Genomic DNA, 20,286 nt, shown 5'->3' on the forward strand with positions numbered 1-20,286 from the left:
GCATTTGACCAGCTCAGGAACTGATCAGCCGCTGGGACTGCTGCTCGGGCTCGGACTGCCGCTCGGACTTGGGCTGCTGCCGCCGGTCTTGTCTTCCGCGGCCTGTGCGTCCTCGGCCCGTCGCAGCGCTTCCTCCAGATCCTTCTGCGCCAGGCCGTACGCCTCCCAGTCGCCCTTCTTCAGGGCTTCCTGGCCGTCCTCGAAGGCCTTCTGGGCGTCGTTCAACGCCTCTTGGACCGTCGGGTTGTCGGAGGTCGGTGGCGGAGTCGTCGTGCCCCCGTCGTCGTCCTCCGGTGGCGTGGTGGTCTCGCCGTCCGCCCCGAACACCTTGTTGAGGGCCTCGTCGAGGGTGTCCTCGAAGGCTGTGTTGCCTCCGTAGGTCACCAACACCTTCCGCAGCAGCGGGTACTTCAGCCCGCCACCGCGTACGTAGACCGGCTCCACGTAGAGCAGTCCTCCGTCGAGCGGCACCGTCAGCAGGTTGCCGTACTCGACCTTGGAATCACCTCTGTTGAGGAGGCTGATGGTCTCGGCGATGTCCTGTTCGGAGTTGAACTGGCTCTGTACCTGTTTGGGGCCTTGGACGCTGGTGTTCGTCGGCAGTTTCAGGATTCTGATCTTGCCGTAGTCACTGGTGCCCGCCTCGGCGTCGACCGACATGAACGCGCTGAGCTGATCACGGCCGTTGGGCGTGAACGTCGTCGTGAGCGAGAACGCCTGCGCCTTCTGGTCGGGCATCTTCATGCTCAGGTAGTACGGCGGCACCGCGTCGCCCGACTGGTTGGTCGGGTCGTCCGGCACCTGCCACACCTCGGAGCCGCTGAGGAACGTCGTCGCGTCCTTCACGTGGTACCGGCTGAGCAGCTCGCGCTGGACCTTGAACAGGTCCTGCGGGTAGCGCAGATGGGCCATGAGCGAGTCCGAGATCGCGGTCTTCGCCTTCACCGTGCCCGGGAACGCCTTCATCCAGGTCTTCAGGACCGGGTCCTTGGTGTCCCACTGGTACAGCTTGACCTCGCCGGTGTAGGCGTCGACGGTTGCCTTCACCGAGTTGCGGATGTAGTTGACCTGGTTCTGCTGGGCCACCACCGCGCGCGAGTTGTTCGTCGCGGTCAGCGAGTCGGCCGTGGTGTCACCGAGGGTCGTACGGGACGAGTACGGGTAGCCGTTCGTCGTCGTGTACGCGTCGACGATCCACTCGATCTTCCCGTCCACGACCGCCGGGTAGGCGTCGCCGTCGATGGTCAGCCACGGGGCGACCGCCTCGACGCGCTCCTTGGGCGTGCGGTTGTACAGAATCCGCGAACCCTCGCCGATCGCGCCGGAGTAGAGGATCTGCGGCTCGTTGAACGCCACCGCGTACGCGGCCCGGTTGACCGGGTTGGAGAGGTTGACCCCGCTCTTGCCGGTGTAGCTGAAGGTCTTCTCGCCGCTGTCGTCGGAGTAGTCGATCTCCTTCTGGGGACCGCCGACGATCGAGTACTCGGTGGTCTTCTCACCGTAGTAGACCCGCTGCTGGTACGTCCCGAGGTCACCCTGCGAGGGCAGGTCGGACTCGGTGAAGACCGGGCGGCCCTCGGAGTCGGCGGTGGTGCCCTTGGCGGCGACCACGCCGTAACCGTGGGTGTAGCGGAAGTGGTCGTTGATCCAGTTGTTCTTCGGAATGCCGGCGAGGTTCAGTTCGCGCAGACCGATGACCGTGTCCTGGTCCTTGCCGTCCTTGGTGTAGCGGTCGACGTCCAGGTTGGTCGGGAACGCGTAGTAGTTACGCATCTGCTGGAGCTGCTGGAACGTCGGCGAGGCGATGTTCGGGTCCATCACCCGGATGCTGGCCGTGGTGTCGACGTCGTCGCGCAGCTTGGTCTTGTCCGTGGTCGTGGACGTGCCCGCGTACTCGCTGACGTTGGCGTCGTCGATGCCGTACGCCTCACGCGTCGCCTTGAGGTTCTTGGTGACGTAGGGCGCTTCCTTGGCCTGCTCGTTCGGCTGGACCTGGAACTTCTGGACGATCGCCGGGTAGAGACCGCCGATGAGGATCGCCGACAGCACCATCAGACCGAAGCCGATGACGGGCAGCTGCCAGGTGCGCCGCCACAGGGTGGCGAAGAACAGCAGGGCGCAGATGACGGCGATGCAGAACAGGATCGTCTTGGCCGGCAGATAGGCGTTCGCGTCGACGTACCTCAGGCCGGTCCAGTTGTCGGTCGCCTTGAAGTCGCTGGACTTGACCGCGAGGCCGTACCGGTCGAGCCAGTAGGCCACCGCCTTCAGGGCGACGAAGATGCCCATCAGCACCGACAGATGGCCCGTGGCGGCGGCCGTGGCGCGCGCTCCCGGGCTGGTGATCCTGAGCCCGCCGTACAGGTAGTGCGTCAGCGCGGCGGCGATCACGGACAGGATCGCGGCTGCGAAGCCGAAGCCGAGCAGGAACCGGTACCAGGGCAGGTCGAAGGTGAAGAAGGAGATGTCGAGCTTGAACTGCGGGTCCTTCTCACCGAAGGACACACCGTTGACCCACATCAGCCAGGTCCGCCACTGGCTCGACGCCGAGGCGCCGGCGATGAGGCCGACCAGCGCGGTGATCCCCAGGAGCAGCCACTTCTTGTAGGGCGCGATGCCCATGCGGTAGCGGTCGAGGTTCTGCTGCTCCATCGACATGGCACTCAGCGGTGGCCGCAGCCGGTGCGCCAGCCAGATGTTGAAGCCGACCGCCAGGGCCATCAGCAGACCGAAGACGAAGAACAGCCCGATCTTCGTCCACAGGGTCGTCGTGAACACGGACGAGTAGTTCACCGACCGGTACCAGAGCCAGTCCGTCCAGAACCCGGCGAACATGGTGAACGCCATGCCGAGCACGGCAAGGACGCCCAGTGTCATGAGCAGGGTCCGGACACGCCGGGACGGGCGGCCCACTCTGATCCGTGGCCCCGTCGGGCCTCCGCCGCGGTCCGGCATCTGGAAAGCCAAGGTGCGCACCTCGAAAGTCGCTGTTGGTCCGTCAGACCCGCGTCCCCGCGGGCCGTCCGTGGGCCACGTGATCGTAGGCCCTCACCTATGCAACTTACTCACGCTTTACTCGGTTCCCGATTCGGGCCATGAACGAGGCAGGATTGTGACCATGTCCAACACACCCATGGCAGCGAGCCCTCTGACCCGGGCCGTACTCGAGATCGACGAGTACGTTTCCGGCCTCGGCTGGGACCAGCCCGCTCGCCTCTTCGCCCTCGTAGACACCGCCCGGCTGCGCGCTCAGGAACCGGGCCTCGCGGCCCAGCTCGGCCTGGAGGACGAGCAGGCGACCACCGGCCTCACCCCGATCGAGCAGGAGGAGATCCCGGCGGGCAAGCCGCTGGACGAGTTCCTCGGCACGATCGCCTGGCCCGACCCGGTCGTCGGCTGCGCCCTGACGGTGGAGCGCCTGATGCTCCCGCCGTCCGCCGAGGCGTCGGTCCCGGAGGGCCTGAGCGACAAGAAGCTCTCCCAGTGGGTCGCGAAGCACCCCGACCGCCAGGAGGTCCGCATGACGGTCGCGGTCCTGCGCGACGGCACCCGCGACTCCGCCCTGCGACTGCGCGAGAAGGACTCCCCGACGGAGGTCCTCACGGGCGGCGCCCTGGTACCGGGGCTCGCGGAGGCGCTGTCGGCGACGTTCGAGGACTGAGTTCTTCCGGTACGACGGCCTCTTCTCGTACGTGAACGGGGGCGCCCCTGGTCTTGGGGCGCCCCCGTTCACGTACGCGCGCGTGTCTGTTCCGTCAGCCCTTGGTCGTGCACTTGGGCAGGTCGGCGGTGTCGCCGGAGCGGATGTCGTCGAGGGCGCCGAGGGCGTCCTCGATGGTCTTCACCTTGACCAGCGTGAGCCCGCCGGGGGTGTCCTTGGCGGCGGCCGCGCAGTTGTCGGCGGGCGTGAGGAAGTACTGGGCGCCCTTGTCGCGGGCCCCGACGGTCTTCATCTCGATGCCGCCGATCGGGCCGACCTTGCCGTCGTCGTCGATGGTCCCGGTGCCGGCCACGAACTTGCCGCCGGTGAGGCTGCCCGGGGTGAGCTTGTCGTAGATGCCGAGCGCGAACATGAGCCCGGCGCTCGGCCCTCCGACGTCGGCGAGCTTGATGTCGATGGTGAACGGGAAGGTGTGGTCGGTCCCGGCGGAGATCCCGACGATGGCGCGCTTCTCGCCGTCGTCGTCGGACGCCTTGGTCGTGACGGTCACGTCCTCGGTCCTGGTCGCCGTCCGCTGCTCCTTCTCCGCGGCGGCCTGCTCCTTGGCGGGCACGATGGTAAAGACGACCTTCTCGCCGGCCTTGTGCTTGGTGACCAGCTCGGCGACGTCGGCGGGCTCCTTGACGGTGGTCCCGTCGACGGCCTTGATGACGTCACCGGCGTGCAGCCTGCCCTCGGCCGGGGAGTCCTTGACGACCGTGGAGACGATCACGAAGGACTTCACGGGGACGTCCAGTTCCTTCAGGGCGGCGACCTTGGCGCTCTCCTGGGACTGGCTGAACTCCTCGGCGTTCTCCTGGGTGGACTGTTCCTCGGTCTTGCCGTCCGGGTACAGCGTGTCGTGCGGCACGACCTTGTTGTCGTGCGCGAGCCACCCGTACACGGCCTCGACGATGTTCATCTTGTAGTCGGCGCTGGTGACCCGCACGGTGGTCATGTTCAGATGCCCGCTCGTCGCGTACGTCTTCCGGCCGGAGATCTGGAGCACCGGCTCGCCGTCGTGATCGCCCAGGGTGTTCACCGTCGGCCCCGGGGACATCTCCGCGTACGGCACGGGGATCAACACACCCGCGCACAGGAGCGCGATCAGCATCAGGGTGGAGGCGAGCATCGTCGCGGTGCGGCGTGGCATGCCACGACAGTACGGGACGCCCCTGTCAGCGACCCGTCAGGGCTGCCTCAGGACTGTCTCAGGGTTGCTTCTCCATGGCCTTGCGGAACCGGGCGTACCCGTCCAGCTCGGGCCCGTCGCCGCGTGTCCTCCGGGTCCGGTTGGCCCAACTGCCCCATAGACCTGCGCCGATCGCAGCCAAAAGCGGAATCAGCAACCAGGCGAGCGCCGCCATGCTGTCCTCCCAACCCCGGTGCGCGACCGCAACTGACTGATCAGCAGATTAACCATCCGCACTGACAACGCTCATGCCAGGGGTGCGGTTACGCAACCGGAGGGGAGAGAAGGAAGGGTTCAGCAGAGGCCGTGGGGTTCAGCAGGCGCCGACCCACTCCTCGGTGCCGTCCGAGAACTTCTGGTGCTTCCAGATCGGCACTTCGTGCTTGAGGTCGTCGATCAGCTTCCGGCAGGCCTCGAAGGCCTCCCCGCGATGCGGACAGGACACGGCGACGACGACCGCGAGATCCCCGACGCTCAGATCCCCCACGCGATGCACCGCGGCCAGCGCCCGCACGGGGTACTCGGCGACGACCTTCTCCGCGATCCGCCGCATCTCCGCCTCGGCGCTCGGATGGCACGAGTACCCGAGCTCGTCGACGTCGGCCCCGCCGTCGTGGTTGCGCACGGTCCCCACGAACAGCGCGGTCCCCCCGGCCGCGTCGTCCCCGACGGCCTTGAAGACCTCGTCCAGGGAGAGCGCGGTCTCACGAATGGCGATGAGCTTGATCGCGTCCTGCGCGCCCCGCTCACCGGGGTGATCGTCGATGGCTGCCATGCCCCCATCGTGCCCCATGCCCGCGATCACACGGAATAGCGCTATCCACCGGCACACACGCGTTGGCGTTTGGAGCCTCCTACAGGCCCGGCCTCCTCGACCTCAGATCCGCCGCCGGGCCTTCCGGGCCCGCCGCACCACGGCCGCCGCGCCCAGCAGCGCCACCGTCGCGCCCGCGGCACCCGCGGCCGTCGCGTCCTTGCGACCCAGTCGGCGGCCCGCGACCGTGTGCCGTCCGGAGACCTCCTCCAGCAGCTCCGCGAGGACCTCCTCGTTGGTCCACTGCGGCCGCCATCCGGCGTCGTGGAGCCGGCTGCCGCTCACCACCCAGGGGTACATCGTGTAGGCGAGATCCCCGGCCGGAGACGGCGTGAGCCCGATCCGGTGCAGCCGGGCCGCCGCGCCCAGCGCGACGGCCGACGGCAGCTCCATGCGCCGGATCCCGCTGAGCTCCTCGACCTCCTCCTGCTCCAGCCATCCGTCACACCCGACGGCGAGCTCGCCCTCGACCTTCTCCAGGACGGCGTACTCCAGAGCACTGCACAGATCCTCGACGTGACAGAACTGCCAGGCGGGCCGGGAGCCGGCCACGACCAGCAGCCGCGGCGACTCGAAGTACCTGGTCAGCGCGGTGTCGGTGCCTCCGACCAGGACAGCGGGCCGCACCACGGTGACATTGAGCCCGGGGTGCGCCCGCGGAGCGCGCCGCGCGAGCCGCTCGACCTCCAGCAGGTCCCCGACCCCGGTGGCCTCCGCGGTCGCCCGCAGCTCCGCGTCCTCGGACAGCGGCAGCTCGTTGTCCGGAAGGGCGCCGTAGACCATGGCGGAGGTGCACAGCACGACCCGGTGCACGCCGGCCGCGGCCGCGGCGGTCAGCACGGTCTGCGTACCGCGCACGTTGTAGGCCGTACGGGCGGCGCCGTCGGTCTCCAGATCGAGATCGAGCGCCAGATGCACCACGACGTCCGCGCCCCGCAGCTTCTCCGCGATCGCCGGATCCCGCACATCCAGGATGTGCCACTGCGCCGCCGCGCACTCGCCTCGCCGCTCGTCGATGGCGATGACCTGCTTGATCTCCTCCGAGGCGGCGAGCCGCTCGGTGAGCAGCGCGCCGACACCGGCGGCGGCGCCGGTCACGGCGACGACGGGCCCGCGCACACCGGGATGGGTTGACTGGTTTCGCGCTGCGCGAACCTGTGGATCAGGGGAACTCACCGGGCGTCTCCAGCGGTTGTCTTCAGTACGGGCGCGAGTGACGCGTACGTACCAGGTGGCATCCATCCTGCCGCAGGCCGAGACTCGGCGGAGCACCGAGGCCCGATCCGCCCGCGGTGTCTAGGCTGGGTGGTGTTATCGGGCAGTCGCGCCGTCGGAGAGAAACCGGCGGCCTTACCAGCCGAGGAATCCCGTGAGTGACACCCCATTCGGATTCGGCCTTCCGCCGGAGGAGCCGGACGACGGCGACGAGGGCAAGAAGAAGGACCAGCAGAGCGGTGGTGGTCAGGGCCCGGCCAACCCGTTCGGTTTCGGCGGGCTGCCCGGAGCCGGCGGCTTCGGTGCCCCTGGTGCCGACAACCCGTTCGCTGCCATGTTCGGTTCCCTGAACCCCAACGACCTGGGCGCCGCGTTCCAGCAGCTGGGCCAGATGCTCTCGTACGAGGGCGGCCCGGTGAACTGGGACATGGCCAAGCAGATCGCCCGCCAGACGGTCTCCCAGGGCACCGCCGACGGCACCAAGGACGCGAGCGTCGGCCCCGCCGAGCGCACCGCGGTCGAGGAGGCCGTCCGCCTGGCCGACCTGTGGCTCGACGACGCGACGTCCCTGCCGTCCGGCGCGGGCTCCGCCGTGGCGTGGTCCCGCGCGGAGTGGGTCGAGGCGACCCTGCCCGCGTGGAAGGAGCTCGTCGACCCGGTCGCCGAGCGCGTCGGCACCGCCATGGGCGACGTGCTGCCGGAGGAGATGCAGGCCATGGCGGGCCCGCTGATCGGCATGATGCGCTCGATGGGCGGCGCCATGTTCGGCCAGCAGATCGGGCAGGCCGTCGGCGTGCTCGCGGGCGAGGTCGTCGGCTCCACCGACATCGGCCTGCCGCTGGGCCCGGCCGGCCGGGCCGCGCTGCTGCCGCTCAACATCGAGGCGTTCGGCAAGGACCTCGGCGTGGCCAAGGAGGAGGTGCGGCTGTATCTCGCCCTGCGCGAGGCCGCCCACCAGCGCCTCTTCGCGCACGTGCCGTGGCTGCGCTCGCACCTGTTCGGCGCTGTCGAGGGGTATGCGCGCGGGATCAAGGTCGACACCGCCAAGCTCGAGGACGTGGTCGGCCAGTTCGACCCGCAGAACCCCGAGCAGCTGCAGGACGCCCTCCAGCAGGGCATGTTCCAGCCGGAGGACACGCCCGAGCAGAAGGCGGCCCTGGCCCGTCTGGAGACGGCTCTGGCGCTCGTCGAGGGCTGGGTGGACGCGGTGGTCCACGCGGCCGCGAAGCCGCGTCTGTCGTCCGCGGACGCGCTGCGCGAGACCCTGCGCCGCCGTCGCGCCTCGGGCGGCCCCGCCGAGCAGACCTTCGCGACGCTGATCGGCCTGGAGCTGCGCCCCCGCCGCCTGCGGGACGCCTCCCGTCTGTGGGCCTCGCTCACGGACGCGCGCGGTGTCGACGGCCGGGACGGTCTGTGGGCCCACCCGGACATGCTCCCGACCGCCTCCGACCTGGACGACCCGGACGGCTTCGTGCACCGCGAGCAGCTGGACTTCTCCGAGCTGGACAAGATGCTCGGCGAGGCGGCGAGCGGCTCCGCCGAGAAGCCCGACCTCAAGAAGAAGGACGACGGCGACACCGAGTGAGCCTGCACGACGACGCGGTCCTCGTACTGAAGGGGTACGAGGACCAGGAAGAGCTGCGCCAGACATACCTCGACCACTTGGCGGCCCACCCGGACGGCATGTGGAAGGCCTGCGAGGACGGTCACATCACGGCGAGCGCGCTGGTGATCGACCCGTCGCGCGGACAGGTCCTGCTGACCCTCCACAAGAAGCTGCGGATGTGGCTCCAGATGGGCGGCCACTGCGAGCCGGGCGACGCGACGGTGGCCGCCGCGGCGCTGCGCGAGGCGACCGAGGAGTCCGGTATCGCGGGCCTGACACTGCTGCCGGGCGGCCCGGTCCGGCTGGACCGGCACCCCATCCCGGCGCCCTGCCACTGGCACTTCGACGTCCAGTACGCGGCACTGGCCCCGGCCGGAACCGTGGAGGCGATCAGCGACGAGTCCCTGGACCTGCGCTGGTTCGGCTATGACGAGGTGGCGGACGTGGCGGACGAGTCCGTCGTACGACTGCTGGAAGCGACGCGCGCGCGGCTGTGACGCGTAAGGGGCGACCGCAATAGGCGGTCGCCCCTTGCACAGGCGGTTCGGTCGCGCCCCTTCAGGGGCGCGGGGAACTGCGCGACCAGCCACGACGAGCCCGCAGCCGGCCTTCTGCCTTCCCCGCGGAGCGATCAGCTCCAGACGTTGCCCTGGTTCTGCCCCCGCGCCCCCTGCTGTCCCACCCCGTACTGCGCGGCGATGCCGGAGCCGATCTGGGCGTTCTGCGGTGGCAGCAGCTCGCTGGGCTGGACGATCGCGTAACCGCTGCCCATGAAGCTGAGCTCCCAGCCCTCACCGGTGTTGCCCCGGCGCCGGAACACCCCGGAGGAGTGCGTCTGGGCCTGCATCTGGACGCGCAGCGAGGTCGACCAGGCGACGATCGCGTCGGCGTCGCAGTTGACGTACTTGTCGGGCGTCACCTGCATCATCAGCGGCGCGCCGGAGGTCATGAGGGCGACCTTGCCGCGGCCGGTGATGTTGAGCTGGTACTTCCCCGAGCCGGAGATGCCGTAGAGGCTGTCGACGGCGATGACCTCGTGGTGCAGCGAGGAGTCCATGGCGAGGACATAGCTGCTGTCGACGGTCAGTCCGTCCTGCTCCACGTCCACCAGGTGCACGTGCTGCTTGAGGTTGGCGAGGTAGACCGTGCCCTGCCCGTGGCAGCGCATCAGATCCAGGCCCTCACCGGTGCTCGCACGCGCGCGTCCCTGCTGGTTGCTCTGGTACTCGGCGTCGAACTCCATCAGGCCCTGGTAGGCGACCATCGTGCCCTTGCGGGCGAGGATGTCGTCGTGGCCCTCCAGGCTGACGCGGAGCATCTGCTTGTTCTGCAGGCTCCAGCGGTCCTGGGTCTGCTGGTCGTTGTAGGCGAAAAGCGGACTCTGCATGACGTTCTGGCTCCCCCTCAGCCCCGGACCCGGAGACGGTCGGTGCTGTCCTCGCTGGGCTGGACGACGACGATGCCCTGGCCCGAGAAGGCCATCTGGTAGGCCTCACCGCTGCCCCGGCCGATGAGCGACTGCGCCTTGAAGCTGCGCTTGCCCTTCACCTTGAGGTTCGGGGACCAGGCGACGAGCGCGTCGGGGTCGACGTACGTCTCGTCCTCGCCGCCGCCGCAGTCGACGACGATCGGCTTGCCCCGGGAGGTCAGCGCGACCCAGCCCTGCCCGGAGATCTTGGTGTTCCACAGTCCCTGCCCGGCGAACTTCGCCAGGCCCTTCACGCGCTCGACACCCCAGGTGAGGTGCGCGTCGAAGGCGAGCAGGTTGGTGGCGTTGACGGAGATGCCGTCGCCGTTGAGGTTGATGACGACCACGTTGGCTCCGTAGTCGGCGAGATAGAGCAGTCCGTCGCCGGTGCACTTCATCAGGGGCGCGCCCTCGCCGGTCATCCAGTCCTTGGCGATCTGGCGCACGGCCGGCGGGTTGGGCTCGTACTGGACGAACCCTTCGTAGGCGACCATCGAACCCACGCGCGCGAAGAGGTCGTTCCCGGTCTGCATGGCGATCTTCGCCATGTGGTTGCCGTGGTTCTCCATGCGGGCCGTGACGGGTGCGGGAGCGAAGCCCGCGAGTGGCTGGTTCATGACGGACTCCCTCAGATCTCGTACGGCTGGACGACGATGAAGTTGCCGGGCGCGGCCCGGAACTGCAGGTTGACGCTCTCCCCGGTGTCGCCCGGGTAGGCGTTGCGCCGCATCCGGACCTGGCTGGAGACGACCACCTGGGCGGCGGACGACCAGGCGACCACGGCGTTGGCGTCGGCGAACGTCGTGGGCGTCACCGGCAGCACCACGGGCGTGCCGTGCGTCTTGAGGACGATCGTGCCGGTGCCCTGGAACAGCATCGTGAAGAGCGCGCCGCCCGGGATGCCGTGTCCTTCGATACGGCGGACCTCGTACTGGAGGCTCTCGTCGAAGGCGAGGACGTTCTCGGCGGAGACGCAGATGCCGTCGCCCTGGAGTTCGATGGGGTGCAGCATCGTGGAGTTCTCGGCGAGGAAGACCTGCCCCTGGCCGGTGCAGCGCATCAGCTGCATCTCCTGGCCGGTCGCGTTGCCGACGACCCGGCCGGCGAAGCCCGCGCCCTTGTAGCTGAAGTCGACCTTGCCCTGGTAGAGCACCATGCTGCCCTGCCGGGCCAGCACGGGTTGCCCGCCGACGCCGAGGTCGACACGGACGAGCTTCTTGTTCTGCTGCGTCCAGCGCTGACCGGTGGGCGTCTCCTTGAACTGCTGGAGAGCGCCGGCGACCCCGGCGGCCTGGGGTGCGCCCTGGGGCGCGCCGTAGGGGGCCTGCTGACCCGGGACCTGGCCGTACGGAGGCTGCTGACCGTAGCCCGGGGGCGGGGTCGGCTGGCCGTAGCCGGGCGGCGGGCCCGGAGCCTGGGGCGCCTGCGGGGCCTGAGGCTGGGCGCCGTAGCCGGGCGGCGGGGTGGGCTGGCCGTACGGGGGCTGCTGCTGCGGCTGGCCGTAGGGCGCGGGAGCCGGGGCCGGAGGCGGTACCGGGGCGCCGCCGGGCGGGGTCATGGGCGCGATGATGGTGGGCTGGGCGTGCATGTTCGGCGCGGGCGCCGGGGCCGGGGGCGGAGTCGCTCCGGGCGGGGGCGCGAAGCCCTGCGGGGCAGGCGCGGGGGCCGGGGCGGGCGCGGGCGCCGGGGCGCCGAACGCGGGCGGCGCGGTGGCCTGGGCCGGCGGGGCGAAGCCCGGCGTGGCGCCGGCCTGCGGCTGCGGCGGGGCCGCGGGGGCCTCCTCCTCGGCGACCTCGCCGCCGAAGTTCTTCAGCAGTGCGTCGAGGCCGCCGTCGAAGCCCTGTCCGACCGCGGCGAACCGCCAGACGTCCTTCAGGTAGAAGTCGCCCAGCATCACGGCCCGCTCGGTGGAGAACTCCGAGCCGTTGAACGAGTAGCGGGCCACTTCCTCGCCGCCCGCCACGATCCGGAGGTATCCGGGGGCGACCTGCGACATCTGGCCGGCGCCGTCGATCGTCGCCGTGAAGGACAGCTTCTGGATCTGCGCCGGGATCCGGTCGAGGGTGACCCGGAAGGACTCGGAGTCACCCGCCTGGGCGCCCAGAAGCTGGATGGACTCCTCAGGGGACTTCGGCTGGTTGAAGAAGACGAAGTACCGGTCGTCCGAGAGCCGTTCGTCGGAGTCGAGACCGAAGCAGCTGATGTCGAAGCTCAGTCCGGGGCCGGTGATCTGCACACCTACGTACAGATCCGTGCCCGCGGTGAGGTCACTGACCTTGGCCTTGTGGCCGCGTTGGAATTCCCTGGCCATGCGTAACGACCGTCCCCCATCCAAGTGCGAGTGCGTCGCGCCAGGCTAACGGCAAACTCGGACAGTGGACGAAGTCGGTACAGACCCGGTACACAATCCCCGGTCGGGGACGTCGGTCACTCTCCGCGCGCCCCGGGCAAATGGGGCAGCCGCTCGGCCGCGACCACGCCTTCGAGATAGCCCCGGGCCCGCTCGGTGCGCGGGTACGCCTCCAGGAGCCGCCAGAAGCGGGGCCCGTGTCCGGGGACGAGCAGATGCGCGAGCTCATGGACGAGGACGTAGTCGACGACGTATTCGGGCATCCCCTGCAGCCGGTGCGAGAGGCGGATGCTGCTCTCGGAGGGGGTGCACGAGCCCCAGCGGGTGTTCTGGTTGGTGACCCAGCGCACCGAGGCGGGCCGGGCGCGTCCGTCGAAGTACTGGGCCGACAGCCGTTCGGCGCGCTCGGCCAGTTCGGTGTCGCCGAGTACCCGCTTGCTCTCCTGGGCGGCCAGCTTGTCGAGCATGACGCTCACCCAGCGTTGCTCCTCCGCCTCGGACATCCGGGCAGGGATCAGCACGACGGTGCGGTCGCCCTCGCGGTACGCGGAGACCGTCCGGCGTCGTCGGGCGCTCCTGCGCACCTCGATCGCGCTCGCACCCGAGCCGCTGGGCGGCTGGCTCGACGTGCGTCGCTGTGGTGTTCCGGCGCGGTTCAGTGGGTCGGCGGACACGCCCCGACGTTACCCGCTGTGAGTGCTGGAAGTCCCGACTCCGGGACGGTTCGGTCCGGATCCCCCACCATGCGTTTGATTTGTACGACGAATACCCACCGCCTGTGGACAACTTTCGGCGGCGAATCGCCGATCCGGGCATGCTGGCATTCGCCGACGGAGCCACCACCGAGAACCGAGGGGCTCCGGGCGGCGGACGGGGATGTTCCACGAGGGCTACGGGGGCCTGTCATGCAGTCTTCACAAGATCCGCCGGTTACGGCGATCCCGCTGGTTCCGCTGGTGAAGCCCGCGCTGCGGCGCGGCTGGCGCGACCTGAACACCGTGCAGTTCGGGATGACCCCGGCGCACGCGATGACGCTGGGTCCGATGGACACGGCTACGGGCAGTTTCCTCGACCTGCTCAACGGCACCCGAGGTCCGGGGCTGCTGCGCGAGGAGGGGCGGCGCATGGATCTGCCCGACGGCCATGTCGACCGGCTCCTGGAGCGGCTGGCGCGGGCCGGGCTGCTCGACGACGCGCGGGGCGGCGGCCGGGCCGGTGACACCCTGCGAAGGAAGAAGCGGGTCCTCGACCGGCTCCGCCCCGATCTGGCCTCGCTGTCCCTGACGACGTCCGAACCGGGCGAGGGGATCGAGCTGCTGGCCGCCCGTCGCTCCCTGCGCGTACAGGTCAGGGGCGCGGGCCGGGTGGGCTCGGTGCTGGCCTCGCTGCTGGCCGGCGCCGGGGTCGGCGAGGTCGATGTGCGTGACGTCGGCGAGGTCGAGCCGTGGGACGTCGCGCCGGGCGGGCTGCCCGCCGAGGCGATCGGCGAGCGCAGGGACGAGGCCGCCCGCCGTGCGGCACGCCGGTCCGCGCCGGACCGCTCTCCCCGCCGGCCGGCCTCCGGGGACGGCGAGCCCGGTTTCTCCCTGGTGATCCTCGCCCCGAGGGACGACGTCGCGGTGCACGCCCCGCCACCCGCCGACCCCCTCGTCGACTCCGGTACGCCCCATCTGTACGCCGGTGTCGTGGAGGCGACCGGTGTCGTCGGCCCTCTCGTCCTGCCCGGGGTGACGAGTTGCGCGGGCTGTCTGCACGAGGGACGTGCGGACCGGGACCCGGTGTGGCCCCGGCTGGTCGCGCAGTGGCGGTCGGGTTCGGGGCGGTCGCGCCAGGTGCGTCCGTGCGACCTGGCGCTTGCCACTACGGTGGCGGGGCTGGCGGCCGCGCACGCCCTGTCCTTTCTCGACGGTCGGACCCCGTCGAGTGCCGGCGCCCGCTGGGAGGTCTCCCTCCCCGCCCTGAACTGGCATGCTCGGCCGGTCTGGGCGCATCCCGCATGCCGGTGCGGAGCCGCGCAGAAAGGTAAGGAGGAACACACCGTCAAGGACGGGGAGTCGCACGAGACAATGGCGGAGCAAGGGCCGTCGAAGGAATTGCGCCGCGAGGCGGATGCGGCACGGCCTGCTGGGACCTGGAGGGCGCATGTCTGATCTTCCCCGCAAGGCGGTCACCCGTACCGCCAAGCTCGCCGCGCTCCCGCTCGGCTTCGCAGGCCGGGCGACCTGGGGGCTCGGCAAGAGAATCGTCGGGGAGTCCGCGGAGATCGTCGGCCGTGAGCTGCAACAGCGCACGGCGGAGCAACTGTTCAAGGTGCTCGGCGAGCTCAAGGGCGGTGCGATGAAGTTCGGCCAGGCCCTGTCCGTCTTCGAGTCGGCGCTGCCCGAGGAGGTCGCCGGTCCCTATCGGGCCGCGCTGACCAAGCTCCAGGAGGCGGCGCCGCCGATGCCGACGCGCACGGTGCACCGGGTGCTGGAGGAGCGACTCGGGGAGGACTGGCAGGAACTGTTCGTGGAGTTCGAGGACAAGCCCTCCGCCGCGGCGTCGATCGGCCAGGTGCACCATGCCGTGTGGCACGACGGCCGCGAGGTGGCGGTCAAGGTGCAGTACCCGGGGGCCGGTGACGCCCTCTTGTCCGACCTGAACCAATTGAGCCGTTTCGCCCGACTTTTGGGCCCGCTGATCCCCGGCATGGACATCAAGCCGCTCATCGCGGAACTGAGGGACCGGGTCTCCGAGGAACTGGACTACGGCCTGGAGGCCCAGGCCCAGCAGGCCCATGCCGACGAGTTCGCGGACGATCCGGACGTCGTGGTGCCGGCGGTGGTCCACCAGTGCGACCAGATCCTGATCACCGAGTGGATGAACGGCGTCCCCCTGTCGGAGGTCATCTCGGACGGCACCCCGGAACAGCGCGACCGCGCCGGCCAACTGCTGGCCCGCTTCCTCTTCTCCGGCCCCGCCCGCACCGGCCTGCTCCACGCCGACCCGCACCCCGGCAACTTCCGCCTCCTGCCCGGCGGCCCCGGCGGCGAGGACGACTGGCGCCTGGGCGTCCTGGACTTCGGCACGGTCGACCGCCTCCCGGGCGGACTGCCCACCCCCATCGGCGACTCCCTGCGCATGACCCTCGACGGCGAGGCGGAGGCCGTCTACGAACTGCTGTGTCTGGAGGGCTTCGTCAAGGAGTCCATAGAGCTGGAACCCGACGCCGTGCTCGACTACCTCCGGCCGATCATCGAACCGGCCCTGCTCGACGAGTTCACCTTCACCCGCGGCTGGATGCGCAGCCAGGCCGCCCGCATCGCCGACATCCGCTCCCCCGCCTACCAGCTGGGCAAGCAGCTCAATCTCCCCCCGGCATACCTCCTCATACACCGCGTGACCCTGAGCACGATCGGCGTCCTGTGCCAACTGGGCGCGACGGTACGGCTGCGGGAGGAGCTGGAGGAGTGGCTGCCGGGGTTCGTGCTGGAGGAGGAGACCGAGGAATCGGCCGTAGAGGCGTGAGCCGCTGGTGAACCGGGGCGGCGGCAAGGCGTCATCGAGGCCCTACCACCAAGCCGAGTCCAAGCGCCCCTCGATCGCCCTGAGGTTGTCCCTCGAGCAGGTGTCGCAGAAGTACTGACGGACGCCGTTCTCCACGGAGCAGATCCAGGTGGGCCGCGGGCCGTCGGCGGTCGTGCCGCAGCGGGCGCACACGAGAGGCTGGGGCTCCGTGGCGGAGCCGCCGTCTTCGCTGCCCCCGGGAAGACTCGTCACGCGGCGACGATATCGCCGTGGTCGGCGGATCGGCGGGCGCAACGCACCGCGGGGGCCGGTCCGTGCGAACGGACCGGCCCCCGAGGGGAGCTTTCGCCTCCCGGAGTCCGGAAGGCCACTGCTTCAGGTGTTTTCGCTTACTGCATGACCGCGATGGCCAGCGCACGGCGGGCGCGCATCGAGGCGCGCTCGGCCCGGCGCTGCATGCGGCGCGCGGCCGCCAGGCTCACGGCCCGGCGTTCCTGCTGCGCCTCGTGCAGTCGCTCGTGCATATGCGCACGAGCCAGGGCTTCTGGTTGAAGTTGCATCTCTCGGGTCCTGTTCTGGCGCAAGTCACTCGCACCAACGGTGGTGAAGTCTGGAATCGCGGAGCCGGCGGGCTCGGTGGTGGACGGCTTCATCGGGGCCTGCTTCTTGGGGTCGAGCGTGAGGGGGCGGTCGATCGTTCCTGCGATGGTGTTCATGCCATGACCGGGTTCTTGCGCGGGCGACCACGCGGCCGCTTCCGGGCGACGACGACACCCTGGACGAACAGCTCGCCACCCCAGACGCCCCAGGGCTCACGCCGCTCCTTGGCGCCGGCGAGGCAGGCCTCCATCAGCGGGCAGGTGCGGCAGAGGGACTTGGCGTACTCGACGTCGGCCGGCGACTCGGCGAAGAAGACCTCCGGGTCGTACGAACGGCAGGGGACGGGTACGCCGAGGCTCTCGATGGCGTCGTCGAGCGCGGTGAGCGCAGTGAGCGGGATCAAGGTGGAGTCCTCCGTGAGGCCGGGCGGGGGGATCGTTTCGGAAGGCGGTACGGACGGGGCGTGCGCTTCGAGTTGCACGGTTCGTCTTCCTCGTCTGTCGGTCCGGCCCTGTTGGACCGGTAGTCGGCTTACTGGTCCCGAGGCCCCTTCGCTCCGCTGTCCAAGTGCTTGGACAAACAGAAGGGCCGCGGATCCCGGATGGGGTTCCGCGGCCCTGAAGGCGCCGGCCTGATCAATCAGGCTGGATCACTCCAGGGTTCTGGCCCACGGAAGGCCCACATCAGGTGGTGCTGCGTCGCCTGCTTCCGGCTTCCGGCACCGGCTGCCGTAAAGGCATAGGCATGCGCCTGACCCTCTACTGCTTCCAGTGCCTTCGTCGGTCGCTCATTGCGCTCACGAACGGGAAGACCGGCGCGAGACACGGAGGCTGCCGGACCGGCGACACGAATGCCGGACAGACCGGTGCCCTGGTTCGAGACAGCGAGCATGCACAGGGAGGCGACGACCGAGCGATCGGTCATTTTCGCGGTGAAGCTGGCGTTGATGCTGGTCACTGGACTCGCCTCCTCTCGGCGTCTCGGGAGACCGGCGTGAACCGGTCCTGCGGGTATGTAAGTAGAGCACGGAATCGGGGCCTTCGAGAAGGCCTCCGTTCCCGTGGCTAAGAACCTATGGGGATTGCCGGGGCATGCGCAAACTATTTTTTCGACGAGTTCGGATCAGTTCCCCGCTTCTTCCGCCCCGGGCTCCTGGCCTGCGCAGATCGCCAGCACATCGGCTCCGAAACGGTTGAACTTGCGGACGCCGACCCCGGGGATCCGCGCGAGCTCGCCCTCGTCGTCGGGGACGGCCTCGGCGATCGCCATCAGTGTCTTGTCGGTGAAGACGCAGAACGCGGGCTGTCCGCTGCGGCTCGCCTGCTCCGCCCGCCACTCGCGCAACCGCTCGTAGAGGCCCTCGTCCATGTCGGAGGGACAGTCCTCGCACCGCATCAGCTTCATCTCGCCGGCGTCGGTGAGAGTGCGCCCGCAGACCCGGCAGCGGGCCGGGGTGCGCTGGGTCCGCCTGGGCACGGCACCGGCCGTACCGCTCGTGAAGCCGCGCTCCACGCCGCCGGGGCCGCCGGTGGCGGCGCGCGCGGCGGCGCCGGTCGAGCCGGGGCGCAGTCCGTCGAGGAAGCGGCTGGGGCGGCGATTGGGGCGTCCGCCGGGCGAGCGGGACAGTGCCCAGGAGACATGGAGGTGCTCTCGGGCACGAGTGACGCCGACGTAGAGGAGACGGCGCTCCTCCTCGATCTGCTCGTCGGTCTTTGCGTAGGTGATCGGCATCATGCCCTCGGCGACCCCGACCAGGAAGACGACGTCCCACTCCAGGCCCTTGGCCGAGTGCAGGGAGGCGAGAGTGACGCCCTGGACGGTCGGGGCGTGTTGGGCGCCCGCCCGCTCGTCCAGTTCCGCGACGAGGTCGGCGAGGGTGGCGCCGGATCTGGCAGCAGCGAAGTCCTGGGCCAGGTTCACCAGGGCGGCCAGCGACTCCCAGCGCTCTCTGACCGCGCCGGATCCTGCCGGGGGCTCGGTGGTCCAGCCCTCTCCGGAGAGCACGGCACGCACCTCGGAGGGCAGGTCGGGGGCGTCGTCCAGGAGGGCGTCGTTGCCGCCGAAGCGGGAGGCGGCGCGCAGCGCGATGCCGGCCTTGCGCACCTCAGGTCGGTCGAAGAAGCGTTCGGCGCCGCGCAGCTGATAGGGGACGCCCGCGTCGGCGAGGGCCTGTTCGTACGTCTCGGACTGGGCGTTCGTACGGAACAGGACGGCGATCTCGGCGGCAGGGACACCGGCGGACATCAGTTCGCGGATGCGGCGGGCGGCGCCCTCGGCCTCGGCGGGCTCGTCGGTGTACTCGGTGTAGACGGGCTCGGGGCCGGCAGCGCGCTGCGAGACCAGCTCCAGGCGGTGATCGGCGGCGCGGCCGCTGGCCTGGGCGAGCAGGCCGTTGGCGAGATGGACGACCTGGGGGGTGGAGCGGTAGTCGCGGACCAGCTTGACGACGGTGGCACCGGGGTGGCGGGTGCGGAAGTCGAGAAGATGGTCGGGAGTTGCTCCCGTGAACGAGTAGATCGTCTGGCTGGCGTCGCCGACCACGCAGAGGTCGTCCCGGTCGCCGAGCCACAGCTCCAGCAGGCGCTGCTGGAGGGGGCTGACGTCCTGGTACTCGTCGACGACGAAGTGCTGGTACTGGGCGCGGACCTGGTCGGCGATGTCGTGACGGTCCTGGAGGACGGCCACCGTCAGCAGCAGGACGTCCTCGAAGTCGATGACGCCGCGCTCGCGCTTGAGGTCCTCGTAGGCGGCGAAGAGCTGGGCGACCTCGGCGGGGTTGCGGGGGACGTCCCGGCCCGCCTTCGCGGCCGCGAGGGCGTAGTCGCCGGGGACGGTCTGGGTGACCTTGGACCACTCGATCTCGGCGGTGACGTCCCGCAGCTCGCCCCGGTCGAGGCGGATACGGCAGGCGGCGGCCGCGTCGACGACGAGCTGGATCTTGCGGTCGACGAGCCGGGGCATGGAACCTCCGACCGCTTTCGGCCAGAAGTACTGGAGCTGGCGCAGGGCGGCCGAGTGGAAGGTGCGGGCCTGGACCCCGGCGGCACCGAGCTGGCGGAGCCGGCCGCGCATCTCACCGGCGGCGCGGTTGGTGAAGGTGACGGCCAGCACGCTGGAGGGCTGCAGGATGCCGGCGCGCACTCCGTAGGCGATGCGGTGGGTGATCGCCCGTGTCTTGCCCGTACCGGCGCCCGCCAGCACGCACACCGGCCCGTGCAGCGCCAAGGCCACTTCGCGCTGCTCGGGATCAAGCCCTTCGAGCACCGCGTCGGCCGTGTCCGGGACCTGCGGGAAAAGGGTGGAGTGCGTTGCTGCTGTCACACCGCCATGCTGCCAGGTCGGCGGGGACGGCTGTGCCGGTTGTCCACAGGCAGGGGCTCGCAGTCGTACTAATGCGGCAGGCGTCACCCAGCCGGGCAGTGCGGTCGGGAATGGCGCTCCGGTCGCATACGTTCCACCGTGTGGACCACCTCGTCCCCGAGCCACCAGAGGAGCGCGCGAGACATGCAGGGCACTGTGACGATGTACAGCACCACGTGGTGCGGCTACTGCCAGCGGCTGAAGAAGCAGCTGGAGCGCGAGGGCATCGCGTACACCGAGATCAACATCGAGCAGGACCCGGCGTCCGCGGCGTTCGTCGAGAAGGCGAATGGCGGAAACCAGACGGTCCCGACCGTGCTGTTCGCCGACGGTTCGACGCTGACGAACCCGTCGCTCGCCCAGGTGAAGCAGAAGGTCGCCGTGTAAGCAGGCGTACAGCGCAACGCAGTGGACGCGCGTACGCCGTCGAACTCGCCGCCCGCCCTGACGGCCTCGACCACCGGATCGAGTGGC

At 70.0% G+C, this 20,286-nt stretch carries 20 protein-coding genes; 6 read left to right on the forward strand and 14 right to left on the reverse strand.

All coding sequences use genetic code 11. The features are described 5' to 3' along the window. Positions 1 to 24 precede the first annotated feature (24 nt). The gene (locus tag ACWD3I_RS21680) at positions 25 to 2,955 is read right to left on the reverse strand and encodes a UPF0182 family membrane protein (RefSeq protein ID WP_365412515.1); all 2,931 of its coding nucleotides are present in this window, start codon (positions 2,953 to 2,955) and stop codon (positions 25 to 27) included. A 163-nt stretch (positions 2,956 to 3,118) separates the two neighbouring features. On the opposite strand from ACWD3I_RS21680, the gene ACWD3I_RS21685 reads away from it, so the two are divergent. After that, the gene (locus ACWD3I_RS21685) at positions 3,119 to 3,661 is read left to right on the forward strand and encodes a PPA1309 family protein (protein ID WP_266888290.1); all 543 of its coding nucleotides are present in this window, start codon (positions 3,119 to 3,121) and stop codon (positions 3,659 to 3,661) included. A 94-nt stretch (positions 3,662 to 3,755) separates the two neighbouring features. Here ACWD3I_RS21685 and ACWD3I_RS21690 read toward each other — a convergent pair whose 3' ends face one another. The 4 genes from ACWD3I_RS21690 to ACWD3I_RS21705 form a co-directional block, all read right to left on the reverse strand. Beyond that, positions 3,756 to 4,853 carry a YlbL family protein gene (locus ACWD3I_RS21690; RefSeq protein WP_365412494.1) on the reverse strand — a complete coding sequence of 366 codons (1,098 nt, stop codon included), beginning with the start codon at positions 4,851 to 4,853 and terminating at the stop codon, positions 3,756 to 3,758. Positions 4,854 to 4,911: 58 nt separating this feature from the next. Then, positions 4,912 to 5,067, reverse strand: a complete 156-nt coding sequence (locus ACWD3I_RS21695) for a hypothetical protein (protein ID WP_365412496.1) — start codon at positions 5,065 to 5,067, stop codon at positions 4,912 to 4,914. A gap of 138 nt (positions 5,068 to 5,205) precedes the next feature. Then, positions 5,206 to 5,667 (reverse strand): molybdenum cofactor biosynthesis protein MoaE, encoded by a 462-nt coding sequence (locus ACWD3I_RS21700; RefSeq protein WP_266888296.1) that lies wholly within the window; start codon positions 5,665 to 5,667, stop codon positions 5,206 to 5,208. A 102-nt stretch (positions 5,668 to 5,769) separates the two neighbouring features. Then, positions 5,770 to 6,882 (reverse strand): SDR family oxidoreductase, encoded by a 1,113-nt coding sequence (locus ACWD3I_RS21705; protein WP_365412499.1) that lies wholly within the window; start codon positions 6,880 to 6,882, stop codon positions 5,770 to 5,772. A gap of 193 nt (positions 6,883 to 7,075) precedes the next feature. Here ACWD3I_RS21705 and ACWD3I_RS21710 point away from each other — a divergent pair, with 193 nt between their 5' ends. Both ACWD3I_RS21710 and ACWD3I_RS21715 read left to right on the forward strand, forming a co-directional pair. Further along, on the forward strand, positions 7,076 to 8,506 hold the full coding sequence (locus ACWD3I_RS21710; protein ID WP_365412501.1) for a zinc-dependent metalloprotease: 1,431 nt from the start codon (positions 7,076 to 7,078) through the stop codon (positions 8,504 to 8,506). After that, entirely contained in the window at positions 8,503 to 9,024 is a 522-nt protein-coding gene (locus ACWD3I_RS21715) for an NUDIX hydrolase (RefSeq protein WP_365412503.1), read from the forward strand. Before ACWD3I_RS21710 ends, ACWD3I_RS21715 begins: the two co-directional genes overlap by 4 nt. Before the next feature lie 134 nt (positions 9,025 to 9,158). Here the strand turns inward: ACWD3I_RS21715 and ACWD3I_RS21720 are convergent, their stop codons facing one another. The 4 genes from ACWD3I_RS21720 to ACWD3I_RS21735 all read right to left on the reverse strand — a co-directional run bounded on the left by ACWD3I_RS21720 (position 9,159) and on the right by ACWD3I_RS21735 (position 13,019). Next, positions 9,159 to 9,914, reverse strand: coding sequence for an AIM24 family protein (locus ACWD3I_RS21720; protein ID WP_365412505.1), 756 nt, complete (start codon positions 9,912 to 9,914; stop codon positions 9,159 to 9,161). Between the two features lie 17 nt (positions 9,915 to 9,931). Continuing rightward, the gene (locus tag ACWD3I_RS21725; protein WP_062718094.1) at positions 9,932 to 10,612 is read right to left on the reverse strand and encodes an AIM24 family protein; all 681 of its coding nucleotides are present in this window, start codon (positions 10,610 to 10,612) and stop codon (positions 9,932 to 9,934) included. A gap of 11 nt (positions 10,613 to 10,623) precedes the next feature. Continuing rightward, complete coding sequence (locus ACWD3I_RS21730) at positions 10,624 to 12,306, reverse strand: TerD family protein (protein ID WP_365412507.1); 1,683 nt, start codon at positions 12,304 to 12,306, stop codon at positions 10,624 to 10,626. 116 nt (positions 12,307 to 12,422) lie between these two features. Further along, positions 12,423 to 13,019, reverse strand: a complete 597-nt coding sequence (locus tag ACWD3I_RS21735) for a M48 metallopeptidase family protein (RefSeq protein WP_365412509.1) — start codon at positions 13,017 to 13,019, stop codon at positions 12,423 to 12,425. Between the two features lie 231 nt (positions 13,020 to 13,250). Here ACWD3I_RS21735 and ACWD3I_RS21740 point away from each other — a divergent pair, with 231 nt between their 5' ends. Together ACWD3I_RS21740 and ACWD3I_RS21745 are read left to right on the forward strand one after the other, a co-directional pair. Further along, positions 13,251 to 14,495 carry a ThiF family adenylyltransferase gene (locus tag ACWD3I_RS21740; RefSeq protein WP_451084138.1) on the forward strand — a complete coding sequence of 415 codons (1,245 nt, stop codon included), beginning with the start codon at positions 13,251 to 13,253 and terminating at the stop codon, positions 14,493 to 14,495. Beyond that, a complete protein-coding gene (locus tag ACWD3I_RS21745; protein WP_365412511.1) occupies positions 14,488 to 15,852 on the forward strand; it encodes an ABC1 kinase family protein in 1,365 nt (454 codons plus the stop codon). Before ACWD3I_RS21740 ends, ACWD3I_RS21745 begins: the two co-directional genes overlap by 8 nt. 42 nt (positions 15,853 to 15,894) lie before the next feature. On the opposite strand, the gene ACWD3I_RS21750 is transcribed toward ACWD3I_RS21745, so the two are convergent. The 5 genes from ACWD3I_RS21750 to ACWD3I_RS21770 form a co-directional block, all read right to left on the reverse strand. Beyond that, the gene (locus ACWD3I_RS21750) at positions 15,895 to 16,104 is read right to left on the reverse strand and encodes a hypothetical protein (protein ID WP_365412513.1); all 210 of its coding nucleotides are present in this window, start codon (positions 16,102 to 16,104) and stop codon (positions 15,895 to 15,897) included. A 137-nt stretch (positions 16,105 to 16,241) separates the two neighbouring features. Then, complete coding sequence (locus tag ACWD3I_RS21755; RefSeq protein WP_365414049.1) at positions 16,242 to 16,568, reverse strand: hypothetical protein; 327 nt, start codon at positions 16,566 to 16,568, stop codon at positions 16,242 to 16,244. Next, positions 16,565 to 16,933: a WhiB family transcriptional regulator gene (locus ACWD3I_RS21760; RefSeq protein WP_046262221.1), complete on the reverse strand. Its 369-nt coding sequence runs from the start codon at positions 16,931 to 16,933 to the stop codon at positions 16,565 to 16,567. The genes ACWD3I_RS21755 and ACWD3I_RS21760 overlap by 4 nt, the downstream gene beginning before the upstream one ends. 158 nt (positions 16,934 to 17,091) lie before the next feature. Further along, positions 17,092 to 17,376 (reverse strand): hypothetical protein, encoded by a 285-nt coding sequence (locus ACWD3I_RS21765; RefSeq protein WP_095046840.1) that lies wholly within the window; start codon positions 17,374 to 17,376, stop codon positions 17,092 to 17,094. A gap of 198 nt (positions 17,377 to 17,574) precedes the next feature. Continuing rightward, complete coding sequence (locus ACWD3I_RS21770; RefSeq protein ID WP_365414047.1) at positions 17,575 to 19,773, reverse strand: ATP-dependent DNA helicase UvrD2; 2,199 nt, start codon at positions 19,771 to 19,773, stop codon at positions 17,575 to 17,577. 183 nt (positions 19,774 to 19,956) lie between these two features. On the opposite strand from ACWD3I_RS21770, the gene ACWD3I_RS21775 reads away from it, so the two are divergent. Further along, on the forward strand, positions 19,957 to 20,199 hold the full coding sequence (locus ACWD3I_RS21775; RefSeq protein ID WP_365414045.1) for a mycoredoxin: 243 nt from the start codon (positions 19,957 to 19,959) through the stop codon (positions 20,197 to 20,199). The last annotated feature ends 87 nt before the right edge of the window (positions 20,200 to 20,286 follow it).

The organism is Streptomyces sp. NPDC002817, from assembly GCF_053592055.1.

Bases quoted from the DNA above. Each gene is read 5' to 3' on its own strand.
- ACWD3I_RS21765 (WP_095046840.1), bottom strand. From the start codon at position 17,376: ATGACCGATCGCTCGGTCGTCGCCTCCCTGTGCATGCTCGCTGTCTCG.
- ACWD3I_RS21745 (WP_365412511.1), top strand. From the start codon at position 14,488: ATGTCTGATCTTCCCCGCAAGGCGGTCACCCGTACCGCCAAGCTCGCC.
- ACWD3I_RS21695 (WP_365412496.1), bottom strand. From the start codon at position 5,067: ATGGCGGCGCTCGCCTGGTTGCTGATTCCGCTTTTGGCTGCGATCGGC.
- ACWD3I_RS21680 (WP_365412515.1), bottom strand. From the start codon at position 2,955: ATGCCGGACCGCGGCGGAGGCCCGACGGGGCCACGGATCAGAGTGGGC.
- ACWD3I_RS21730 (WP_365412507.1), bottom strand. From the start codon at position 12,306: ATGGCCAGGGAATTCCAACGCGGCCACAAGGCCAAGGTCAGTGACCTC.
- ACWD3I_RS21690 (WP_365412494.1), bottom strand. From the start codon at position 4,853: ATGCCACGCCGCACCGCGACGATGCTCGCCTCCACCCTGATGCTGATC.
- ACWD3I_RS21720 (WP_365412505.1), bottom strand. From the start codon at position 9,914: ATGCAGAGTCCGCTTTTCGCCTACAACGACCAGCAGACCCAGGACCGC.
- ACWD3I_RS21700 (WP_266888296.1), bottom strand. From the start codon at position 5,667: ATGGCAGCCATCGACGATCACCCCGGTGAGCGGGGCGCGCAGGACGCG.
- ACWD3I_RS21740 (WP_451084138.1), top strand. From the start codon at position 13,251: ATGCAGTCTTCACAAGATCCGCCGGTTACGGCGATCCCGCTGGTTCCG.
- ACWD3I_RS21775 (WP_365414045.1), top strand. From the start codon at position 19,957: ATGCAGGGCACTGTGACGATGTACAGCACCACGTGGTGCGGCTACTGC.
- ACWD3I_RS21755 (WP_365414049.1), bottom strand. From the start codon at position 16,568: ATGAACACCATCGCAGGAACGATCGACCGCCCCCTCACGCTCGACCCC.
- ACWD3I_RS21685 (WP_266888290.1), top strand. From the start codon at position 3,119: ATGTCCAACACACCCATGGCAGCGAGCCCTCTGACCCGGGCCGTACTC.
- ACWD3I_RS21725 (WP_062718094.1), bottom strand. From the start codon at position 10,612: ATGAACCAGCCACTCGCGGGCTTCGCTCCCGCACCCGTCACGGCCCGC.